Genomic DNA, 22,677 nt, shown 5'->3' on the forward strand with positions numbered 1-22,677 from the left:
TGGTTAATTATTTAGAGGATATAGTTTATGGCTCGTGTTAAACGTGGTGTTATTGCTCGTGCACGTCACAAGAAAATTTTAAAACAAGCAAAAGGTTATTATGGTGCTCGTTCACGTGTGTATCGTGTTGCTTTCCAAGCTGTAATCAAAGCTGGGCAGTATGCTTACCGTGACCGTCGTCAACGTAAACGTCAATTCCGTCAATTATGGATTGTGCGTATCAATGCTGCAGCACGCCAATGTGGTCTTTCATATAGCCGTTTTATTAATGGTTTAAAGAAAGCTTCAATTGAGATCGATCGTAAGATCCTTGCTGATATTGCAGTATTTGATAAAAATGCATTTGCTGCATTAGTTGAAAAAGCTAAGGCTGCACTATAATATTTATGAGAGCCGAGTTATCTCGGCTTTTATTATTTTAATTTTTGATTTTTATCATAAAGAGTAATTTAATTATGAATTTAGTTGTTTTTTGTTTCTTTTTTGGCTTCTTTAGTAATACTAATTCGTGAGGCAAAGAAAAAACAAAAAATGATTATAAAAGCCTCAAAAAGAGGCTTTTTTTATATAATGAACAATAAGCAGGAGAACTGTATGTCTCAATTAGTTGAACTGGTAAATAAAGCCAAATCCGCTATTGAAAGTGCTAATGACATTAATATGATCGAACAAATTAGAGTAGAATATTTTGGTAAAAAAGGCCATTTTACAATGCATATGGCCTCATTACGTGATGTTCCTGCTGATGAGCGCCCAGCAGTCGGTCAAAAAATCAATGACGCAAAACAAAAAGTCGTTGAAATATTAAATCAAAAGCGCAATTTTTTAGAGCGTCAGGCTCTTGATGCAAAATTAGCTAATGAAACAATAGATATTACTTTACCAGGTAAAACTCTTGAATTAGGTGGATTGCATCCCGTTACTAAAACAATCAATCGCTTAGTCGATTTTTTTGGTGAATTAGGGTTTGTTGTTGAAACAGGCCCAGAAATTGAAGACGATTACCATAATTTTGATGCATTAAATATTCCTGCTCATCATCCAGCTCGTGCTGATCACGATACATTTTGGTTTGATGCAAAACGATTATTAAGAACACAAACCTCAACCGTACAAATTCGTACAATGGAAAATCAAAAACCACCGATTCGAATTATTGCTCCAGGGCGGACTTACCGTAATGATTACGATCAAACTCACACACCAATGTTCCACCAAATGGAGGGGTTGCTTGTTGATAAAGATATCAGCTTTACTCATTTAAAAGGATTATTACACGATTTCCTACATTGCTTTTTTGAAGATGATATGGAAATTCGTTTTAGACCAGGCTATTTCCCATTTACTGAACCTTCAGCCGAAGTTGATATTAAAGCTAAAAATGGTAAATGGTTAGAAGTATTAGGTTGTGGAATGGTTCACCCTAATGTATTACGTAATGTTGGTATTGATCCTGAAGTATATAGCGGTTTTGCATTTGGCATGGGGATAGAACGATTAACTATGTTACGTTACGGTGTCACTGATTTACGTTCTTTCTTTGAAAATGATTTACGCTTTTTAAAACAATTTAATTGATTCTGGAGATCAAAGCATGAAATTTAGTGAAAGTTGGCTACGTGAATGGATCAATCCAGAAATTAGTAGCGAAACGCTAGCCGATCAATTAACAATGGCTGGTTTAGAAGTTGATGATATTGAAAAGGTTGCAGGTGATTTTTCTGGTGTGGTTGTTGGCAAAGTTGTTGAATGTATGCAGCATCCAAATGCAGATAAATTACGTGTTACAAAAGTTGATATAGGTAAACCAGAATTACTTGATATTGTCTGTGGAGCACCAAATTGCCGACAAGGTTTGACTGTTGCATGTGCTACAGTGGGAGCTGTTTTACCAGGTAATTTTAAAATCAAATCAGCTAAGTTACGAGGTGAACCGTCAGAAGGCATGCTATGTTCATACTCAGAATTAGGGATTGCTGATGAACATAATGGTATTATTGAATTACCTGATGATGCTCCTTTAGGTATGGATATTCGCGAATATTTAAATCTTAATGATGTAATAATTGATATTAGTGTAACACCAAACCGTGCAGATTGTTTTGGTATTGTTGGGATTGCTAGAGATATTTCTGCAGTTAACAATATAGTTATGAAAGAAATGAAAGTAGACAGCGTTCCGACAACAATGACCGATACATTACCCATTCAGGTTGATGAAACTAAAGCTGCGCCACGTTATTTGGGTAGAGTTATAAAAAATATTAATGTTAATGCTACAACACCGCTTTGGATGAAAGAAAAATTACGTAGAGGTGGGATTCGTTCAATTGATGCCGTTGTTGATATTACTAACTATGTGTTATTAGAGCTTGGTCATCCAATGCATGCCTTCGATTTGGCTCAGATAGAAAAGGGCATTGTTGTCCGTTATGCTAAAGAAAATGAAAAACTAGTTTTACTCAATGGTAATGAAGTTAAATTTAATAATAAAACCTTAGTTATTGCTGATCACCAAAAAATTTTGGCATTAGCAGGAATTATGGGCGGTGAAAAATCATGCGTAACACAATCAACTAAAGATATTTTTCTTGAGTCAGCATTTTTTAATCCATTAGCAATAATAGGAAAAGCTCGTGAGTATGGTCTACATACCGATGCTTCTCACCGTTATGAGCGTGGCGTTGATCCTGCTTTACAGTTGGTGGCAATGGAAAGAGCTAGTCAATTAGTAATTGAAATTTGTGGTGGTGAAGCAGGTCCAATTATTGATGTCACAAATCAAAATGATCTTCCTACACAGGCAACTATTGAGTTACACCGCAATAAAATTGATCGTATCATTGGTTATAAAATTGAAACACAAAAGATCAGTGATATTTTAAACAGACTTGGTTGTGAAGTTGAATATAACAATAACAATAACAATAACAATAACAATAACAATAACAATAACAATAACATTTGGATTGTAAAATCACCAAGTTGGCGATTTGATTTACAAATTGAAGAGGATTTAGTTGAAGAAATTGCCCGCATTTATGGATATAACAATATCCCAAATGCTAATTTGAAAATTGAATCAGTAATGAAACCAAAACCAGAAAGTCAAATCCCATTACGTAGAGTAAAGGATTTATTGGTCGATAGAGGGTATCAAGAAGCGGTAACATACAGCTTTGTCGATCCAAAAGTTCAGCAAATATTATATCCTGAACATTCAGAAATCAAATTACCTAACCCAATTTCAAGTGAAATGTCAGTTATGCGTTTATCACTTTGGTCTGGGTTATTAGATGTGATACTATATAACCAAAATCGTCAGCAAACGCGTGCCCGATTATTTGAAACTGGTTTGCGTTTTATTCCTGATGAAAATTGTGAATTTGGTGTACGTCAGGAGTTAATGTTAGCTGGTATTGTTACTGGTAATTTATACGAAGAACACTGGCAACTCCCTAAAAAGAATGTAGATTTTTATGATCTTAAAGGTGATCTTGAGTCAATTTTTTCTCTTTTAGGGTGTGGTGATCAAATACAATTTAAAAAATCTGAACTCCCAGCTTTACATCCTGGACAAAGTGCTGCGATTTATTTAAATGATGAGTTATTAGGTCATTTAGGAGTCTTGCATCCAGAAATTGAAAAAAAATTGTCTTTAAATAGTAAAACGCTTGTTTTTGAAATAAATTTAGCTAAAATTAGTAAAAAAGAGGTACCTGTAGCTCAGGATTTATCCAAGTATCCGTCAAATAAACGTGATATAGCTATTATTGTTTCAAATACAATACCAGCAGCGGATATTATTTTAGAGTGTAAAAAAGCGGGTGGTGAGCAACTTATTAAAGTTACTCTTTTTGATGTGTATCAAGGTGAAAATATCAAAGAAGATCAAAAAAGCATTGCTATTAGTTTGGTTTTACAAGATAAATCACGTACGCTTGAAGAAGAAGATATAACTAACATTGTAAGCAAATGCGTTACTACCTTACAAAATCGTTTTAAAGCCCTATTAAGAGAATAATAATATGACATTAACTAAAGCAGATATTGCAGATCGTCTTGCCGAAAAATTTAATATTGATCGACAAGAATCTAAAATCCTTGTAGAGCTATTTTTTGAAGAGATTCGGGTGGCTTTAGAAAAAGGTGAACCAGTTAAATTATCTGGATTCGGTAATTTTACAGTACGTGATAAAAATTCACGCCCAGGTAGAAACCCAAAAACAGGTGAAAGTGTTGATATTTCAGCTCGTAGAGTTGTTACATTTAGACCAGGTATAAAATTTAGAGAGCGTGTTGAGAAAAATCTAGTAATCTAATTTCTTAATTACATACTATCATTTCAAATAATGGCTTTTCTTTTGATATAGCATCTAAAGAAAAGCCGAACAGTTGTGTTATACTAAAAAGTAGTTGTAAAAAATTAATAATTCGAGTATGATACCTCCGATTCAATGGAGGCTCTATGGGTTCTCTTGCAACATTTTTTTGCTCACTAGGTCAGGTCCGGAAGGAAGCAGCCAAAGTAAAATACATGTGTGTGGGATGTAGCTGATAGGGTCTCCTCCAATGCATGTTTGCAGTAAATTTACCTATTTTTTAATTATAAATAAAATTAAATATATTTTATCAACTAAAATACATGTGTAAATTTCTAATCCAAAACTTTTAAAAATATATAATTAATTGATGAGTAAGGAAATTTATTTTGAAATTACCGTCCCTTCTTCCAATAACGCTAGCAATTATTTTGAGTGGTTGTACTGTTTTACCTCATTCAGGACCAAATTTTTTATCTATAAAAAATATAAATAAACAACATGCTGAATTAGATAAAATTTATAATAAAGTAAAAATCGTTGATTTAAATATTTCATCTGATTCTATAAAAGAAGCGCAAACTAATTTATTTAACTTTACAAAGCTTATTAATGAAAGGGATAGCCAAGATAAAAAAGTTGATAATATAGGTAAAGGCGATAGTATAAAGATTTCTGTAATTGAAACCCCTCCAGCAATACTGTTTGTAGGTTCAGGTGATACAGGTGCTCCAAAAACTGGATTAACTGAATTACCAATAGTAATTGTTGATTCTAAAGGGTTTATTTCTTTGCCGTTTGTTGGAAATGTGAAAGTTGCTAATAAAACTCCCACTCAGCTACAAAAAGAAATAATTGAAAAGTTATCTGGAATTGCAAATAGACCCCAAGTAATTGTCACTGTTTTAGAAAAACGTTCTTCAAATGTTACAGTTATTGGTGATAAATTTAGTGGTAAAATGCCTATAACAGCTAAGGGGGAGCGTTTATTAGATGCCGTTACCATGTTAGGTAGCAATATGTATGATATTAAAGATACTTTAATACAAGTCACTAGGAATAATAAAGTTAATAAAATTCCACTAAGTTTAGTATTATCTAATCCTAAATTTAATGTTCATCTTCAAAAAGATGATGTTATTACTTTGATTAATAAGCCTAGTTCTTTTATTTCTATGGGGGCAATAGGCTCAACAAAAGAAGTCAGATTTGAAGCTGTTGGAATTAATTTGTCACAAGCATTAGCTCGTATTGGTGGTTTACGAGATAGTCAATCTGATGCCCGAGGTGTTTTTGTGTTTAGATATCAAGACACTTTGTCGATAGATAATAAGAAAGAGCTTGTACCAACTGTTTACCAAATAGATTTAAATAATCCTAATTCATTCTTCATAATGAAGAATTTTCAAATTAAGAATAATGATATTGTTTATGTTGCATCTGCACCAATTCTAGAACTACAAAAATTCTTATATGCGATTTTCTCACCAGGTGTTGGAGTTGTTAATCAAATTAACCAGATTAGTGAATAAGTTTTTAATTATTGCACTCGTGAGATTTTATGTTTTTAAATTTTAAAAGAAAAAAAAGTTGGTTATTACATCTAATTGTATCATTACCAACTTTATTATCGATAATTTATTTTGGATTAATTGCTGAAAATATTTATACATCTGAAGCAACATATATTATACGTTCTTCGGATACTCAATCATCATTGGGAGGATTGGGAAGTTTTTTTTCAAAAGTTGGAATTTCACGCTCTAATGATGATTCATATGTTGTTTTGTCATATATAAAATCTAGAGATGCTCTATCCTCTGTTGAAAAAGTTTTACCAGTACAAAAGTGGTATACTCAAAAAGGCGATATAATATCTCGATTTAATGGATTTAATCTTGACTCGTATAATAAAAAAGAATATTTCTATCGATACATGAGTAATATGATAAGTGTCAATTTTGACAGTTCTACAGGTATTGCTACAATTAGTGTAAATGCTTTTGATATGCAAGATGCATTCAAAATAAATGAACAATTATTAAAACAAGCTGAAGGTTTTGTAAACCAAATAAATTTACGAGCCAAACAAGATCTCATAACCGCATCGCTAGCAGAACTGAAAAATGCTGAATCACAGATGAAGAAAGAAGCTCATGCTCTAGCTGAATTTCAAAGAAATAAAAATAGAGATGCTAATTTAGCTGAGTATCAACAGATATTAATTAATAATACGGTTGCTAAACAACAATTTGAGGCAGCCACATTATCATTACGTAATGCTCAGGTGGAAATAACTAAAAAGCAACTTTATCTAGAGCGAATAGAGCAGCCGAGTATATCAGATGTATCATTTAAACCCGCACGCATTTATAATATCATTGCAACTTTTATAATTAGCTTTTTAGTATATGGTATTATTAATTTACTTTCAGCTGGTATAAGAGAACATAAAGATTGATGACGGAAGTAATTAGTAAAACATCATTTATGCGTTCATTAAAAATACAAATTAATGTATTGAATGCTTTAATTTTAAGGGAAATAATTACCCGTTATGGACGTAATAATATCGGTTTTCTTTGGCTATTTGTTGAACCTATGTCGTTAACGTTGTTAATAAGCTTAATGTGGTTTTTTTTTAAAATAAATTCTGTATCCAATCTTAATATTATTGCATTTGTATTAACAGGCTATCCAATGGTAATGATGTGGCGTAATGCTTCATCTCGAGCAAAAGGTTCAGTAACTGCCAATAAAGCATTGTTATATCATCGTAATATCAAAATTTTAGATCTAGTCTATGCACGTGTATTTCTTGAAGTGATTGGGGCAAGTGCTGCTCAAGTTTTTGTTATATCAATTTTTATTTTTGCTGGGCTAATTGCTATACCCTATGATCCTTTTTATATGTTATGTGCATGGGGGTTGATGTGTTGGTTTTCTCTGGGGTTAGGTCTAATCATTTTTGTTTTATCTGCCAAATATGGTGCTTTTGATAAAATGTGGGGTACTTTAAGTTTTATCCTTATGCCTTTATCTGGAGCTTTCTTTTGGGTTGATACCTTTCCCCATGAAATACAAAAGTTACTGCTTTATATTCCACCAATTAATGGAACAGAAATGTTTAGAGCAGGTTATTTTGGCCCCTCAACTATAACACATCAAAGTGTAAGTTATTTAGTTTTTTGTAATATAGTTTTATTATTTGTGGGATTAACCATGGTAAAAATTAATGAGAATTATATTCTTGAGGATAATTGATGATTATTGTTAAAAATGTAGGTAAACGGTACTCAACAAGAAAAGGATATAAAACAGTCCTAAATAATATCAATTTTTCATTATATAGAGGAGAAAAAATTGGCATTTTGGGACGTAATGGTGCAGGTAAATCTACACTAATTAGACTTCTAAGTGAAATAGAAAAACCAACTACAGGTTCAATAATAAGGAATATGTCAATTTCTTGGCCATTAGCTTTTTCTGGTGCTTTTCAAGGTAGTTTGACGGGAATGGATAATTTAAGATTTATTTGTCGAATTTATGGATGTAATATCGAAAAAACGAAAGAGTATGTTGAAAATTTTGCGGAATTAGGTGATTATTTATATGAACCAATAAAAAAATACTCTTCTGGCATGAAAGCTCGTTTAGCTTTTGCGTTGTCTTTATCAATTGAGTTTGATTGTTATTTAATTGATGAAGTAATTGCTGTTGGTGACTCTAGATTTACAGAAAAATGTAAAACAGAATTATTTGAAAATAAAAAAGATCGCGCTCTTATCTTAGTTTCACATAATATGAATGCTATAAAAAATTATTGTGATAAAGCTATGGTGCTTGATGCTGGTTACTTATATCAATTTGATACAATTGAACAAGCTTATATTTACCATAATAAACAACAAAAAATTACATAAGCTTATTATTAATAGAATTATTCTAAATGAAAAATGTTCTAGTCTTTTCAAAAAAAATCCTGACAATAAAAAGTATTAATCACTTTTTTTCTGATCTGTCATTTAGTAAAAAAAATACTAAGAAGAAAATTGATGCAGTTGCAGGGTGGGGATATCGCCCAACAACAATAAAAGCTAGGGCATATGCAACTAAACATTTACTACCATTTATTGCTCTTGAAGATGGCTTTTTACGTTCTATTGGTTTAGGTCTAGAAGGCTATCCTCCACTATCACTTATTGCCGATAGAATTGGAATTTATTATGATTCTAGAAAGCCTTCAGAATTAGAAATATTAATTAAAAATAAAACAAATTTAAATAAATATATAAATGAAGCAACCTTTGCATTAAAATTAATTATTGAAGCACAGTTATCAAAATATAATCATGCACCTGATTTTTGTGGTTTCGAGGATAAAACCAATAATAAAAATAAAAAAGTATTAGTTATTGATCAAACATTTGGAGATATGGCTGTCGAGCTAGGTGGAGCAAATCAACAAACCTTTATATCAATGCTAAATTGCGCAGTCAATGAGAACCCACTTTCAACAATTTATGTAAAAACCCATACAGATGTAATTAATGGATATAAAAAAGGTTATTTAACTCAAATAGTTAACCAAAAGTCTGTTATGTTATTTAGTGAAGATGTAAACCCTCTTTCATTGCTTAAACATTTTGATAAAGTGTATGTCGTTACATCGCATATGGGATTTGAAGCACTTTTATTGGGTAAACATGTTGTTACCTTTGGTTTACCTTGGTATGCTGGTTGGGGATGTACTGATGATCGACATAAAAATATAAACCATTTACGAGCAAATGATAGAAGAACTCAAGCCACAGTCTTAGAGCTTTTTATCGCAAGCTACATATTATATTGTAAATACATTAATCCTTATACAGGCAAAAAAGGAACTATTTTTGATGTTATTAACTATTTAATCAAAATCAAAACACTCAATAATAAACTTAGAGGTAATATTGACTTAGTTGGGTTTTCATTCTGGAAGAAACAAGTACTGTTACCTTATTTAAGGCTACCTTCTGTAAAAGGTCGATTCTATTCAGTGCGTAGATATATAAAAATTCTCAATAACAAAGATGCAAAAAATAAACTTAAAACTGAAAAATTATTAATATGGGGGCAAGGAAAAAAAGAGTTACTTCCAATTATTAACAGTATGAATCCATTTCGTATTGAGGATGGCTTTATCCGTTCTATTGGTTTAGGATCCAATCTAGTTATGCCATATTCACTGGTTATTGATAAACTAGGTATTTATTTTAATTCCCAAAATATTAGTGAATTAGAGATTTTATTAACAAATAAAAAAGTTACTAAAAAGGAAAAAGAAAAAGCCAGCTCACTACAAAACTTACTAATTGTAACTAAATTAGGTAAATACAATGTTGGTAAGAAAATGAATATTAGACCTATTGGAAATAAGGAAAAAATCATTTTAATACCTGGACAGGTTGAGGATGACGCATCTATTTTATATGGTTCTCCTGTTATAAAAACAAATCTAGAATTAATAAAAGCTGTTAGACAAAATAACCCTGACGATTATATTGTTTATAAACCTCATCCAGATGTTTTAAGTGGTAATCGAAGAGGTCAAGTTGATGCATTTGAAATAAAAAAATATGTTGATAATATTATTGAGTTTGTTGATATTATCGATTGTATTGAGCAAGTTGATGAAGTCCATACAATCACTTCATTAGCAGGTTTTGAAGCTTTAATCAGAAATAAACTAGTAGTGTGTTATGGGCAACCATTTTACTCAGGCTGGGGGTTAACAATTGATATATATCCTAATGTTAGAAGAAATAGGTCATTAACACTCCATGAACTAATTTATATAGTTATGTATGATTACCCGATTTATATTCATCCTGATTCTTTAAATTTTACCGATCCAGAAACTTTAATAAATTATTTAAATGATAAAAAATTAAAAGCTTCAAGAGAAATTAGGCAGGTTTGGTTAAAAAAACAATTTAACAAGTTAAAACAAGTTGTTTTTATTATTTGTAAATTAAAATTAAAGAAAATTAAACAACTATAAATTTTTTATTGTAGGAAAAATAGAGTTATTTACACTCATGGTTAAAATAATCCACTAAAAATTCATAAAGCGTTTTTTCCTAAATCGCTTTTATTGGGTTTAACCATACAATTATGTGATTAAATAAGATTTCTATATTTTTTAACAAAAAATTACAAATTAGTATTTTTATGTTAGAATATTCAAAATATATGCAAAAATAGAACGTTTTAATTAATTACCCAGAATCTGAAGTTAATCTTTCTTTGTTTCTTCATGTTTCAATGTGGACGTTTAATTTTGTTGACTAATTGAAAATAAATATTATAGGAATAGATTAATAAATTAAATTTTCATAAATATTTTTTATTACAATAAAATAAATTATTCAAGTAGTAAATAGTTTTTGATATATAATTTGTTACTTTCAATGAAGCAATGAACCACTATTTATACGAACTAATCCATACTCAAAGAAATATATTATTTCTACAAGGTCCTATTGGTCCTTTTTTTAAAAACGTTGCAGAGTGGTTGAAAAAATCAGGATGTAACGTTTATAAAATAAATTTAAATGGAGGTGATGAGTATTTTTATTCAAAAAATAGTGTTTCTTTCTGTAAATCAGTTGAAGAGTTCCCTCAATTTTTACAAGATTATATCTATCAACATTCTATCGACGCAATTATTGTTTTTGGCGATTGTCGGATATACCACAAAATAGCTAAGTCAATAGTAAATTCTAATCCAAATTTATCATTTTGGGTGTTTGAAGAAGGTTATCTTAGACCGCATTATATTACTTTTGAGAAAGATGGGGTTAATGGTTTTTCTCTCTTACCTAAAAATCATGATTTTTATCAAAATATTGAAATTACCTCTATAGATGATAGTAATGGGAAGTCTCATTATTATTCAATGATTTACTACAGTATTGTTTATTATTTTTTTATGCTATTAAAGAAATATAAATATTCTAATTATATACATCATAGGAAAACATCATTATCTTTTTATGCTTTTCATTGGGCTTTAGCTTTAATTAGAAAATTGAAATCAAAGTTAATAGAGCCTAGATTGATAAAAAATGTTATTGACAATGAATATAAACCATTCTACATTTTTCCTTTACAATGCAATCAAGATTTTCAAATTCAAGAGCATAGCCATTATCACTCTATGAAATCATATATTTTCAGAGTTATACGCTCATTTTCTTTATTTGCTGATGAAAAAAGCTATTTACTAATCAAGCATCATCCGATGGATGAAGGTTTTAATAATTATAACCGACTAATAAAAAAACTGGCTAGTCGTTATGGTGTTAGTAAACGGGTGATATATATCCATGGCGTTCCTATGCCAATTTTACTTAGAAAAGCAATCGGATTGGTAACAGTTAACAGCACTTGTGGACTTTCAGCTTTGATTCATGGATTACCTGTTATTGCTCTCGGTAAAGCACATTATGATATAAAAGGGTTAACTTTTCAAAATGGACTTGACCGTTTTTGGATGGAAGGGCATAAACCCGATACTCAGTTGTTTGAAAGATATCGTAGTTATTTGTGTAATAAGTCCCAAATTAAGGGATCTATTTATTATGCTGACTTTAAGTTAAATATTGAATAGTTTATTCATACGAGAAAACATAAATGAAATATACAGTGGCAAATATCAATGTGGATGGTGATTATTCAGATGATAAAGGAAATTTGATTGTAGCACCAAAAAATTTGCATAATGTAACAGTAAATTTTGTTGGCGATAATAATAAGTTAATTATTGCGGATACAAGTAAAATTCGTAATATTAATTTTGATTTTCCATCGCATAATGCGGTTATCCTAATAGGGAAAAATGGAAACTTATCAGGACAAATAAGAGCAGGCTATTCTTGTCACATTAACATTGGTGATAATGTTACTTGTACAAATAAAATATATATCACATCAGCAGAAAAAACAAAAATCATCATTGGCGATGATTGTATGTTTGCTACAGGTAACCAAATTCGTTCTGATGATGCTCACGCAATTTATGATGTTAATTCAGGAGAACGAGTAAATAAATCTAAAGATATTATTATTGGTGAACATGTATGGTTTGCTTTTAATTCAGTAGTTTTATCTGGAAGTCAAATTGGAGAAGGTTCAGTTGTCGGGTTTGCTAGCATAGTAAAAGGGAAATACCTAAATAATTGTATAATTGTAGGAGCTCCCGCAAGAGCTACTAAATATAACATTGCTTGGGAAAGACCTCATGTAATGCTCAGAGAACCTTGGATTAGAACCCATCAAAATCAAATAAAATCTAAAAAGGAATATTGGAATAAGACAATTGAAAATAAACCCATCTATGTAGGTCAAGGCGTATTTCATAATATACACAAATTAAATCCCTTTGAAGAATCCACTAATAAAACAAAATATCATCCTTATGTTGAATTATATTATATATTTCTTCAGGAAAATAGAATTTATTTAAAGGGAATTGCGGCTATTATTGGAATTCCCTGTCCAGAATATAGTCCAAGTATAAAAAACTTCTTATTATTTATCAATGAAAGTTCATGTCACTCAAAGCAATTAGCAAAATTTTCAGATCCGAATATTAGTAGGAAGTTATTTAATGGTGATTATATTAGTTATGATAAAGCAGGTATGTTCAGTTTTAGAAATGAAGGTTTATCAATTGATGATATTCCTGATGGGACTTATAAATTGAAGATAAAATTAACTTTCAATAAATTAGAATATTATATTGATCTTAAATGTGAGAATTTTAAAGAATCGTTTTATCAAAATGATGAATTAATATTAAAACTATATGTTATTCAAAATATTATTTATTTCGAAAAAACAACCAAAATTCTAATATAATAAATTTATTATCAATATACATTAGATTCATAATATGAGTAAACTTAATAAACTTTTAAAAAAACCAGGAATATTTTTTAGAGATTATTTTATAAAAAAATATCCCTTGTCCTTAGATGAACAAGACCATAATTTATTGCATGAAAATATTCTAATTGAAAATGATTTGAGATTATATGATATTACTGCAAATGAAAGTAATGAACCTGTTGATGTAGTTATTACATGGGTAAATAATAAAGATCCTGATTGGTTAGCAAAGTTTGAATATTATAAAAATCAAAAAATTAATGATATTAATCCTATTTCTGTAGATGATGCGAGATTTGAAGATCATGGGGAGTTATTTTACGTAATTAGAAGTATTCAACTACATATGCCATGGGTAAGAACAATTTTTTTAATTACAGATAATCAAATACCCACCTTTGATCTCCCTAGCAAAGTTAAGATTATTGATCATAGCCAAATTATAGATAAAAAATATCTTCCTACTTTCAATTCCCATGTTATTGAGGCTCATTTACATAATATTCCAGAATTATCTGAAAATTTCATTTACTTTAATGATGATGTATTTGTTGCTAGATATTTACCAAAATCCCACTTTTTGTCAGGAAATAATATATCCTCTCTTTTTTTAAATAAAAGAAATTTAGATGAAATGTTGCAAAAAGGTGTAACAACTCCAACACTAAAAGCTTGTTTTAACTCAAGAAAATTATTACTTAAAAAGTATCAAAAAAATGTATGCATTCCCTTAGCGCATACATATATCCCATTAAAAAAATCTTATTTTACTCTTGCATGGTCACTTTTTAATTTTGAAGTTAACTCTTTTATTAATAATCGATTTAGGGATGATAATGATCTTAATTTAGCCACATTTTTAGTTCCATGGATTATGTATTTTGAACAGCAATCAGTATTAGCGAGAGATATCTGTTATTACTTCAATATCCGATCGAGCTCTGCTAATACTTATTATGATATATTAAGTTATAAAAGCAAAACATCTCCTCATTCTATTTGTGCGAATGATTTTGTGACTACAATAAATACAGAATTACTATACCGGAAGAATTTAATCAAATTTTTAGAATCTTTTTATATGCAGTGATTTTTTTATTAATAACATACCTATTTACTATAATAATATTAGGTTAACTTTTTTGTATTACGATAGGAATTGTACGACTATGTCAATAAGTAAGAAATGGAGAAAATTCAAAAAAAATCCTAAACTTTTTTTTTACGATATGTATCAAAATAGGAGAGAGAATATATTAAAATATTCTCCAAAAAGGATATATAAGACCGAACAAAAATTTACTGTAGTATCTGCAGTCTATGGCGTTGATAAATATTTGAAAGATTATTTTGAAAGCTTAGTAAATCAAACTATTGGATTTGAAACACATATTAATTTAATTTTAGTTGATGATGATTCTCCAGATCAGTCTTCGGAAATAATTCAAGAATGGATAAGAAAATATCCTAATAATATTACTTATATTCATAAAGAAAACGGTGGACAAGCTTCTGCACGTAATTTAGGTATGGATTATGTAAAAACCAAGTGGGTCAGTTTCATTGATCCCGATGACTTTGTTAGTTTGGACTATTTTGAAGAAATAGCTAAGGTAATTGATAAAAATCCTGAAGATATTGGACTAGTTAGTTGTAATTTTATTTTTTATCGTGAAAGTATTGATCAATACAGTGATTCACATCCATTAAAATATCGTTTCACTGAAGGAATTACATATAATTCAAATTTTGATTTTGGTAAAAATATAGTGATGTCTGTTAATTCAGGGGTATTTTCTGCAAAGGTAATCTTTGAAAATGATTTATTTTTTGATCCTAGGCTAAGACCTTCGTTTGAAGATGCTCGCTTTGCTTCAGAATACATATATTATATCAAATCATCAAAAGTGGTTTTTTTACCATCTGCTAGATATTATTACAGGAAAAGAGAAGATAGTTCATCGACTTTAGATACATCATGGAACGATAAACGTAAATTTTTAGATGCTTTAGAATATGGTCCAATTTTTGTTTTGGAATTCTACAAAAAAAAATTACAACAAATACCAGAGTTTATACAAAGACAAGCTTTATATGATTTTGCTTGGATTTGTAGACATTTACTTAATAATCCTAATCCTCTAAATATTCTGAGTAATGATGAAAAAATAAAATTTTATGAAAATGCTGAAAAGATTTTATCCTTTATTGATATTAAAACAATTTTAAATTTTGATTTAGCTGGAATTTGGTTCTTATATAAAGTAGGTTTACTAGGCTCCTTCAAGGGTATAACTGATATAACTCAGATAGCATATATTGAAAAATATGATCAAACTAAAAGAGAAATTTTGATTTCATATCACAGTTATAGAGAAAGTGATATTTCTATATTGTTTGATAATAAAGATACAATACCTAAGTATCAAAAAAAGAAAAAACATACATTTGGCGATAAATATTTTGTAACAACGTATAAATTATGGATTAGTTTACCAGATAATTTTAGCAAATTTGAAATCAAATTTAATGGTGTTCATTCAAAAATTTTTATTAAAGGAACTTTTTTTTATACAGGAGTTTCTAATCAAAAAATGATGGAACATTTAAGTCATTTTGTTCAAAAAAATAAAAAGGATCATTGGATTCTTATGGATAGAGATACTAAAGCGGATGATAATGCAGAACATTTGTATAGATATATTAGATCTCAACACCCTGAGCAAGAAATTTATTATGTATTGTCAAATAAATCTCATGATTGGAATCGTTTAAAAAAAGATAATTTTAATTTGTTAAATTTTGGATCATTTGAACATAAAAAATTATTAAAAACAGCGTCAAAAGTGATTAGTAGCCATATTGATAAATATGTCAATGATTATTTTTCTGATGGCTTAATGTTAAAGCAACAATTTATATTTTTACAACATGGTGTTATTAAAGACGATTTATCAAATTGGATCAATACAAAGAAAAATATAAGTTTGATGATCACTAGTACCGAAGCAGAGTTTAACTCCATTGCATTTGATAATAAATATTATTTAACTAATAAGGAAGTGATATTAACAGGTTTAGCTAGGCATGATGCTTTGTTTTCGCAAAAAAACAAATTTGGATCTAATAATAAGACTATTTTAATAATGCCAACATGGCGTGATTCTATTTTACCGAAAGCGAAAACAGATTGTTCTGAGCGAGATATAAACCCTGATTTTATAACTACAGATTATGCTATACATTGGCGAAGTTTTTTACATAACGAAGTATTGAAAAAAATAACAAATGAAGGAATAAAAGTTATTTTTGCTCTTCATAAAAACATAGAACCATATTTAGATGATTTTAATATTCCATCTTATATTGAGCAATGGCACTCTGACAGCTGTAGTATTCAAGAATTATTTTTGAAATCCACACTCCTTATAACTGACTATTCATCGGTAGCGTTTGATATGGCATATTTAGAAAAACAAATCATATATTATCAATTTGATGAGCATGATTTCTTTTCAGGTAAACATACTTTTTCAAAAGGTTATTTTGATTATAGACAACATGGTTTTGGTCCTGTAGTTACTACAGAGGATGATTTAAATAATACTTTAAAAACTATTATCAAAAATGGTTTTACTATTGAAGAACCATTTTTATCAAGAATTAAGAATGTTTACCCTTATAGAGATGGACTATGCTGTAAAAGAACTTTTGATGCTATCCAAGCGTTGGATAAAAAATCTGAAAGCCCAGAAATAATTAATTTTACAGTTTTAGCTGATTTTATGTTAAGAGCGTACGAAGAGCAAAATTGGCCAATAGCAATTCAGCGAGCAAAATTGTTGTTATCAGGTAATAAAGAACAAGTAGAACTTGCCCAACTTGTATTATCTGAGGCAAGTTATTATCTGAGAAAACCTTCAGTATTTCTTAATAATGTTAATAAGAATAGTATTAAAAATAATAAAATTGATGCATTTCTTTTTATGGCACAGGAAGAGTGGAAAAATGCTTATAAAAGTTGGAGTAAAGTAATAAATAAATCAAGCTCCGATTTATTTTATCAGCTAATATGTTGTTGCCACTATTTAACCAACAGTAGTTATGCTGTTACAGTTAAAAATGAGTATTTGCAAAACTTTAATAATGATAAAAAAATGTTATATTTAATCAATGCATTAATATTCATATCTAATAAAAACTGGAATGGGGCTATAGAACAATTAAATCTTTTACTTAAGAGTAATGTAACTAAATCCTTTTTGAGGAAATATTTTCCTGAATTAATTTTGGCAGATGTATATATAAAAATTAATAAACTAGATAACTGTCAAAAACAATTAGCTAATTTTGAAAAACATACTACTGATAATTTTGAATATAAGTTACAAAAAGTTAAACTAGATTTAGCTAAAAAAGAATATTACAACGTAATTTCCTATTTAAAAAAAACATTTAAAAATAATTTTATGATAATTCCTAATTCAGCTTTAATTAATTATATTGAAGCTTTAAAAATGTCGGCAAATTGGGAAGAAATTATAGCTTTCTCTAAAGCGTTATTGAAGAAAGATGGATATTGGAAAATTATAGCACAGCAAATGTTAGCTGAAGCAAGCTATAGAACATATAAAATATCTTTATTTACTAATAATATAAAGGAAAAAATTGAGGATATTAAAGATGAAAAAACCAAAGCATTTCTTTTTATGACACAAGAAAAATGGAATGAAGCTTATCAATGTTGGGAAAAAATTACTAATAAAAAAGCAATAAACCTCTTTTATCAGCTAATTTGTTGTTATAATCTTCAGGATTCTTCTTATGCAATAAAAATTAGTTCAAATTATTTAAAAAACGAATTATTTGAACAAAAAGAATTATATATGTTAAATGGGCTTGTATATATTACGCAACAAAAATGGGAAAAAGCGATTTCCCAATTTAATCATTTAATAAATTCCAATACATGCAAATATTTTTTAAGAAAATATTTACCTCAATTAATTTTGGCTAATATTTTTCGTAATTTAGGAGAATACCAAAAATCAAATAAATTATTAATTGAATTTGAACAACATACTCCAAATGATGTGGAGAATCATATACAAATGGCAAAGCTAGCTCTCTCTCAGAAGGATCACCAGAAAGTTATAAGTTTACTGAATAGGTTATTTGATAATAATTATCAGTCAATGCCACCATCAGTTTTAGCTGATTATATTCAAGGTTTGACTATGTTTGTAAATAATGAAATAGCTAATTTAGAAAAGATCATTAAATTTGCGGACAATAAAAAATAACTTATTTTTAAAAGGCAACCTATTTATTAATAGATAGGTTGCTAATAAATATTACTTATTGATTATTAGTTTCATTAACACCAATAAAAAAGGACACTTTCATGATGCGAATTGGATTATTTATTCTAACTAACTTAGCCGTTATGTTTGTATTTGGAATCATTTTAAGTATTTTAGGCGTTGATGCGCATAGTACTTTAGGATTACTTATATTTGCAGCAATCTTCGGTTTTGGAGGATCTTTTATATCTCTTCTATTATCTAAGAGAATGGCTTTGAGGTCAGTAGGGGGACAAATCATTACTCAACCTAGTAATAGTCAAGAACAATGGTTACTTGATGTTGTTCGTCGATTGTCAACGGAACTTAATATAAAAATGCCAGATGTTGCCATCTATCATGCTCAAGATGTTAATGCTTTTGCAACCGGCGCAACTAAAAATAGTTCTCTTGTTGCAGTAAGTTCTGGTTTATTAAGTACTATGACTCAAGATGAAGCTGAAGCAGTAATCGGTCATGAAATGAGTCATGTTGCTAATGGTGATATGGTCACAATGACTTTATTACAAGGAGTTCTTAATACTTTTGTTATTTTTATTTCAAGAATGTTAGCATCCGTTGTAGCTCAAGCATTGGATGATCGTAATCGTGGTTTATCACAGTTAACCTATTTCTTGATAGTTATGGTTTTTGAAACCGTATTTGGTATTTTAGCAAGCCTTATAGCTATGTGGTTTTCTCGTTATCGAGAATTTCACGCTGATGCTGGTTCGGCTAAATTAGTAGGCAGTACAAAGATGATTGCCGCGTTAGAAAAACTAAAAACTAGCCATGAACCAAGTGAAGATACTTCAATTTTAGCATTCTGCATTAATGGAGCTAAAAAAGCAAAATTTTCTGAATTGTTTATGTCTCATCCGCCATTAGAAAAACGTATAGAAGCTTTAAGGAATGAAACTTATCGCAACTAAGGCTAGATGATCTATATCAAATTTATATTCAAACACATACTTTCCTGAAAGTTTTTTACAAGTATTATTAATTTTATAATAATGCTTGTAAAATAAAAACCAAATTATTCACTAGTTAGATTTTCAAAGAGTTTATAATGTCAAATCTTGTCACCAATAATAAATTAGAATTGCTTAGTCCCGCTAAAAATATTGAGATTGCACAACAGGCTATTTTACATGGCGCAGATGCCGTATACATTGGCGGGCCAAATTTTGGTGCTAGGCATAATGCTGGTAATTCGGTTAGTGATATTGCCCAGTTAGTTGAATTTGCTCATCATTATTATGCAAAAGTATTTGTAACCTTAAATACCATTCTTCACGATAATGAACTTGAACCAGCAAGACAACTTATATGGCAATTTTATGACGCAGGTGTTGATGCATTAATTGTGCAAGATATGGGCATTTTGAGAATGGATATTCCTCCTATTGATTTACATGCTAGCACTCAAATGGATATAAGGACACCTGAAAAAGCCAAATTTTTATCTGATGTTGGTTTTTCACAAATAGTATTAGCTCGTGAGCTTAATTTAACTGAGATAGCTAAAATTCATGAGCAAATTGATGCAAAAATAGAATTTTTTATACATGGTGCGCTTTGTGTGGCATTTTCAGGACAGTGTTATATCTCACATGCACAGACAGGGCGTAGTGCAAATCGAGGAGATTGCTCCCAAGCTTGTCGACTTCCTTTTACCTTAAAAGATGATCAAGGGCGCATTGTTGCTTATGAAAAACATTTATTATCAATGAAAGATAATAACCAATCAGATAATTTGAACGAATTAATTCAAGCAGGTGTACGCTCCTTTAAAATAGAAGGACGTTATAAAGATCTAAGTTATGTTAAAAACATTACAGCCTTTTATCGTCAAAAATTAGATACTATTTTGTCAAATTCGTCTAATTTACAATCAGCATCAAGTGGTCGAACTGAGCACTTTTTTATACCAGATCCTCACCAAACATTTCATCGAGGAAGTACAGATTATTTTGTACATGGAAGAAAATCCAATATAGGTGCATTCGATTCACCTAAATTCATTGGTTTGCAAATTGGTGAGATAACTCAAATTACACCTAAAACTATCGATATTAAATCTGAGAAAATATTAACTAATGGAGATGGCTTAAATGTACTAATAAAACGAGAGATCTTTGGGTTTAGAGCTGATAAGGTGGAGAAACTTTCGGCTAATCAATATCGAATTTATCCAAATGAAATTCCTAAGCCGCTTTTTTCAGTTAAATTACCTTATATAGTGAATCGAAATCTTGATCATGTGTGGCAACAAAATTTATTGAAAGCATCAAGTAATCGCAGAATTGGTGTGTTACTTAAACTATATAATATTGAAAAAGGTATAGAGCTAATTGCAAAAAGCGAAGAGGGCGTTTGTGTCAAGGTAGAACTTAATGGGGAATTCGAACTTGCGGAACAACCAGATAAATCATTAAAAAATATTAGAGATAATTTATCTAAATTAGGAAAAACTATATATTATCTTACTGATTTTGATTTAAATTTATCAAAAATTTATTTTTTTCCAAGTAGTCAACTAAATCAGCTTCGAAGGGATACTATTAATAAATTGACTGCTAAAAGATTAACAAGTTATTGTCGCCAAAAACGTAAACCAGAACAAAACCCAGTTCCGTTTTATCCTGAAAATCATTTGAGCTTTTTGGCAAATGTTTATAATCATAAAGCAAGAGAATTTTATACACAACATGGAGTTGAATTAATTGAAAGTGCCTATGAAGCACATGAAGTTAAAAACGATGCGCCCTTAATGATAACCAAACATTGTTTACGGTTTGCGTTTAATCTATGTCCAAAACAAGCAAAAGGAATTCAAGGTGTTAAAACTAAAGTTACGCCAATGAAATTAATTCAAAATAATGAAGAATTATTGTTAAAGTTCAATTGTAAAGCTTGCGAAATGCAAGTATGGGGTAAAATAAAAAAACACATTTTAAAAATGCCACTTTCTGGAAGTGAGATTATATTTATGGCAAAAAAATAAGGTATTTAAAAATGGTGGTTTAAGTTCATAATACCAAATATTATTTAACATAATATACATTATTGTAACATATTGATTTTAATGATTATTTATTTTTGTTAATTTGTTAGTAGATTGATTAATTTAACATTTTACTGGTAAATCGTGTTTTTTTAAATTGAGGTCATGATTATACAGGTTTCATCGTCTAGTTTTACGTACGTTTATCGTGGTTCGCATAATGTATATTATGTTAAATAATGTTTTTTAACGAATAAATATAAATATTAATTAATGAGCAATTGTTGTTTTATTATAAAATATGCTACTCTAATAAATTAATAAATTTTAATTATTTCCTTTCGTTAATATGCAAAATATTTTTAAGACATTACGTTCAAAAAGTTATTCCGTTCCATGTGAATTATGTAGTATGGGATCTTTCTGCATTCCCATGTTGCTTAACAATAAATTAAACAGTATATTAGAAAGAAAAATATCTTATGCTAAAAATGAAATCCTAGCAAAATCTAATACGCCCTTTACTAAATTTTATATTATTCATTCGGGTGCATTAAAAACTTTTGTTACAACTTCTGATAATCATCAACGAGTTAATGGCTTTTATTTACCAGGAGATATTGTTGGTTTAGATTCAATTGCAACTCAAGTGTATAATAATAATATTCAAGCTCTTAGTAATACATTGGTTTGTGAGCTTTATTATGATGAGCTGATGTCGTTAGTTGATACTCAAAAAAATATTAGAGACCTTGTGTTTAATTTGTTAAGCTCTGATATTTATAATTACCAAAAATTAGTATTATGCTATTCTCAAAAAAAGGCTGATGAACGAGTAGCAACTTTTATTTATTCACTTTATCAGCGTTATGAAAAGAAAGGTCATTCTTCATTGAATATTAAGCTCATGATGAGCCGAGCCGATATCGCTAATTATTTAGGTTTAACAATTGAAACAGTTAGCAGAAATTTATCAAAGTTGCAAGAACAAAATATTTTATTAGCTAGAGGAAAATATTTATTTATCAAAAATTTAAACGGTTTAATAGATTTAGGTAATTAGATTTATTTA

At 29.4% G+C, this 22,677-nt stretch carries 16 protein-coding genes and 1 other RNA gene; all 17 read left to right on the forward strand.

Features of this window, described 5'->3' with window-relative positions; genetic code table 11:
* Positions 1–27 precede the first annotated feature (27 nt).
* The 17 genes from rplT to GYW75_RS02415 all read left to right on the forward strand — a co-directional run bounded on the left by rplT (position 28) and on the right by GYW75_RS02415 (position 22,668).
* Positions 28–381, forward strand: coding sequence for a 50S ribosomal protein L20 (gene rplT, locus GYW75_RS02335; protein ID WP_024496189.1), 354 nt, complete (start codon positions 28–30; stop codon positions 379–381).
* Positions 382–594: 213 nt separating this feature from the next.
* A complete protein-coding gene (gene pheS / locus GYW75_RS02340) occupies positions 595–1,578 on the forward strand; it encodes a phenylalanine--tRNA ligase subunit alpha (protein ID WP_174798269.1) in 984 nt (327 codons plus the stop codon).
* Between the two features lie 16 nt (positions 1,579–1,594).
* A complete protein-coding gene (gene pheT / locus GYW75_RS02345; protein ID WP_174798270.1) occupies positions 1,595–4,024 on the forward strand; it encodes a phenylalanine--tRNA ligase subunit beta in 2,430 nt (809 codons plus the stop codon).
* A 4-nt stretch (positions 4,025–4,028) separates the two neighbouring features.
* Positions 4,029–4,322 (forward strand): integration host factor subunit alpha, encoded by a 294-nt coding sequence (locus GYW75_RS02350; RefSeq protein ID WP_034913150.1) that lies wholly within the window; start codon positions 4,029–4,031, stop codon positions 4,320–4,322.
* Positions 4,323–4,467: 145 nt separating this feature from the next.
* Positions 4,468–4,563: signal recognition particle sRNA small type (ffs, locus tag GYW75_RS02355), an RNA gene on the forward strand.
* A 148-nt stretch (positions 4,564–4,711) separates the two neighbouring features.
* The gene (locus tag GYW75_RS02360; RefSeq protein ID WP_174798271.1) at positions 4,712–5,854 is read left to right on the forward strand and encodes a polysaccharide biosynthesis/export family protein; all 1,143 of its coding nucleotides are present in this window, start codon (positions 4,712–4,714) and stop codon (positions 5,852–5,854) included.
* A gap of 29 nt (positions 5,855–5,883) precedes the next feature.
* Positions 5,884–6,783 carry a hypothetical protein gene (locus GYW75_RS02365; RefSeq protein WP_034913158.1) on the forward strand — a complete coding sequence of 300 codons (900 nt, stop codon included), beginning with the start codon at positions 5,884–5,886 and terminating at the stop codon, positions 6,781–6,783.
* A complete protein-coding gene (locus GYW75_RS02370; RefSeq protein ID WP_174798272.1) occupies positions 6,783–7,586 on the forward strand; it encodes an ABC transporter permease in 804 nt (267 codons plus the stop codon). The genes GYW75_RS02365 and GYW75_RS02370 overlap by 1 nt, the downstream gene beginning before the upstream one ends.
* Positions 7,586–8,245, forward strand: coding sequence for an ABC transporter ATP-binding protein (locus GYW75_RS02375; protein WP_174798273.1), 660 nt, complete (start codon positions 7,586–7,588; stop codon positions 8,243–8,245). The genes GYW75_RS02370 and GYW75_RS02375 overlap by 1 nt, the downstream gene beginning before the upstream one ends.
* A 26-nt stretch (positions 8,246–8,271) precedes the next feature.
* A complete protein-coding gene (locus tag GYW75_RS02380) occupies positions 8,272–10,365 on the forward strand; it encodes a capsular polysaccharide biosynthesis protein (RefSeq protein ID WP_174798274.1) in 2,094 nt (697 codons plus the stop codon).
* A gap of 417 nt (positions 10,366–10,782) precedes the next feature.
* Positions 10,783–11,976: a capsule biosynthesis protein gene (locus tag GYW75_RS02385; protein ID WP_174798275.1), complete on the forward strand. Its 1,194-nt coding sequence runs from the start codon at positions 10,783–10,785 to the stop codon at positions 11,974–11,976.
* A 23-nt stretch (positions 11,977–11,999) separates the two neighbouring features.
* The gene (locus GYW75_RS02390) at positions 12,000–13,226 is read left to right on the forward strand and encodes an acyltransferase (RefSeq protein ID WP_174798276.1); all 1,227 of its coding nucleotides are present in this window, start codon (positions 12,000–12,002) and stop codon (positions 13,224–13,226) included.
* 34 nt (positions 13,227–13,260) lie between these two features.
* Complete coding sequence (locus GYW75_RS02395; RefSeq protein WP_174798277.1) at positions 13,261–14,346, forward strand: stealth family protein; 1,086 nt, start codon at positions 13,261–13,263, stop codon at positions 14,344–14,346.
* Positions 14,347–14,425: 79 nt separating this feature from the next.
* Positions 14,426–18,559, forward strand: a complete 4,134-nt coding sequence (locus GYW75_RS02400; protein WP_174798278.1) for a CDP-glycerol glycerophosphotransferase family protein — start codon at positions 14,426–14,428, stop codon at positions 18,557–18,559.
* A gap of 101 nt (positions 18,560–18,660) precedes the next feature.
* On the forward strand, positions 18,661–19,530 hold the full coding sequence (gene htpX / locus GYW75_RS02405) for a protease HtpX (RefSeq protein ID WP_174798279.1): 870 nt from the start codon (positions 18,661–18,663) through the stop codon (positions 19,528–19,530).
* A gap of 137 nt (positions 19,531–19,667) precedes the next feature.
* The gene (locus GYW75_RS02410; RefSeq protein ID WP_174798280.1) at positions 19,668–21,605 is read left to right on the forward strand and encodes a peptidase U32 family protein; all 1,938 of its coding nucleotides are present in this window, start codon (positions 19,668–19,670) and stop codon (positions 21,603–21,605) included.
* A 349-nt stretch (positions 21,606–21,954) separates the two neighbouring features.
* A complete protein-coding gene (locus tag GYW75_RS02415) occupies positions 21,955–22,668 on the forward strand; it encodes a helix-turn-helix domain-containing protein (protein WP_238786377.1) in 714 nt (237 codons plus the stop codon).
* Positions 22,669–22,677: the final 9 nt, after the last annotated feature.

The organism is Gilliamella sp. ESL0232 (assembly GCF_013346885.1).
Taxonomy (GTDB): domain Bacteria; phylum Pseudomonadota; class Gammaproteobacteria; order Enterobacterales; family Orbaceae; genus Gilliamella; species Gilliamella bombi.

What these genes read in the sequence shown, in the direction of transcription:
- rplT (WP_024496189.1), top strand. Translation starts at nt 28, where the DNA reads ATGGCTCGTGTTAAACGTGGTGTTATTGCTCGTGCACGTCACAAGAAA.
- pheS (WP_174798269.1), top strand. Translation starts at nt 595, where the DNA reads ATGTCTCAATTAGTTGAACTGGTAAATAAAGCCAAATCCGCTATTGAA.
- pheT (WP_174798270.1), top strand. Translation starts at nt 1,595, where the DNA reads ATGAAATTTAGTGAAAGTTGGCTACGTGAATGGATCAATCCAGAAATT.
- GYW75_RS02350 (WP_034913150.1), top strand. Translation starts at nt 4,029, where the DNA reads ATGACATTAACTAAAGCAGATATTGCAGATCGTCTTGCCGAAAAATTT.
- GYW75_RS02365 (WP_034913158.1), top strand. Translation starts at nt 5,884, where the DNA reads ATGTTTTTAAATTTTAAAAGAAAAAAAAGTTGGTTATTACATCTAATT.
- GYW75_RS02370 (WP_174798272.1), top strand. Translation starts at nt 6,783, where the DNA reads ATGACGGAAGTAATTAGTAAAACATCATTTATGCGTTCATTAAAAATA.
- GYW75_RS02375 (WP_174798273.1), top strand. Translation starts at nt 7,586, where the DNA reads ATGATTATTGTTAAAAATGTAGGTAAACGGTACTCAACAAGAAAAGGA.
- GYW75_RS02380 (WP_174798274.1), top strand. Translation starts at nt 8,272, where the DNA reads ATGAAAAATGTTCTAGTCTTTTCAAAAAAAATCCTGACAATAAAAAGT.
- GYW75_RS02385 (WP_174798275.1), top strand. Translation starts at nt 10,783, where the DNA reads ATGAACCACTATTTATACGAACTAATCCATACTCAAAGAAATATATTA.
- GYW75_RS02390 (WP_174798276.1), top strand. Translation starts at nt 12,000, where the DNA reads ATGAAATATACAGTGGCAAATATCAATGTGGATGGTGATTATTCAGAT.
- GYW75_RS02395 (WP_174798277.1), top strand. Translation starts at nt 13,261, where the DNA reads ATGAGTAAACTTAATAAACTTTTAAAAAAACCAGGAATATTTTTTAGA.
- GYW75_RS02400 (WP_174798278.1), top strand. Translation starts at nt 14,426, where the DNA reads ATGTCAATAAGTAAGAAATGGAGAAAATTCAAAAAAAATCCTAAACTT.
- htpX (WP_174798279.1), top strand. Translation starts at nt 18,661, where the DNA reads ATGATGCGAATTGGATTATTTATTCTAACTAACTTAGCCGTTATGTTT.
- GYW75_RS02410 (WP_174798280.1), top strand. Translation starts at nt 19,668, where the DNA reads ATGTCAAATCTTGTCACCAATAATAAATTAGAATTGCTTAGTCCCGCT.
- GYW75_RS02415 (WP_238786377.1), top strand. Translation starts at nt 21,955, where the DNA reads ATGCAAAATATTTTTAAGACATTACGTTCAAAAAGTTATTCCGTTCCA.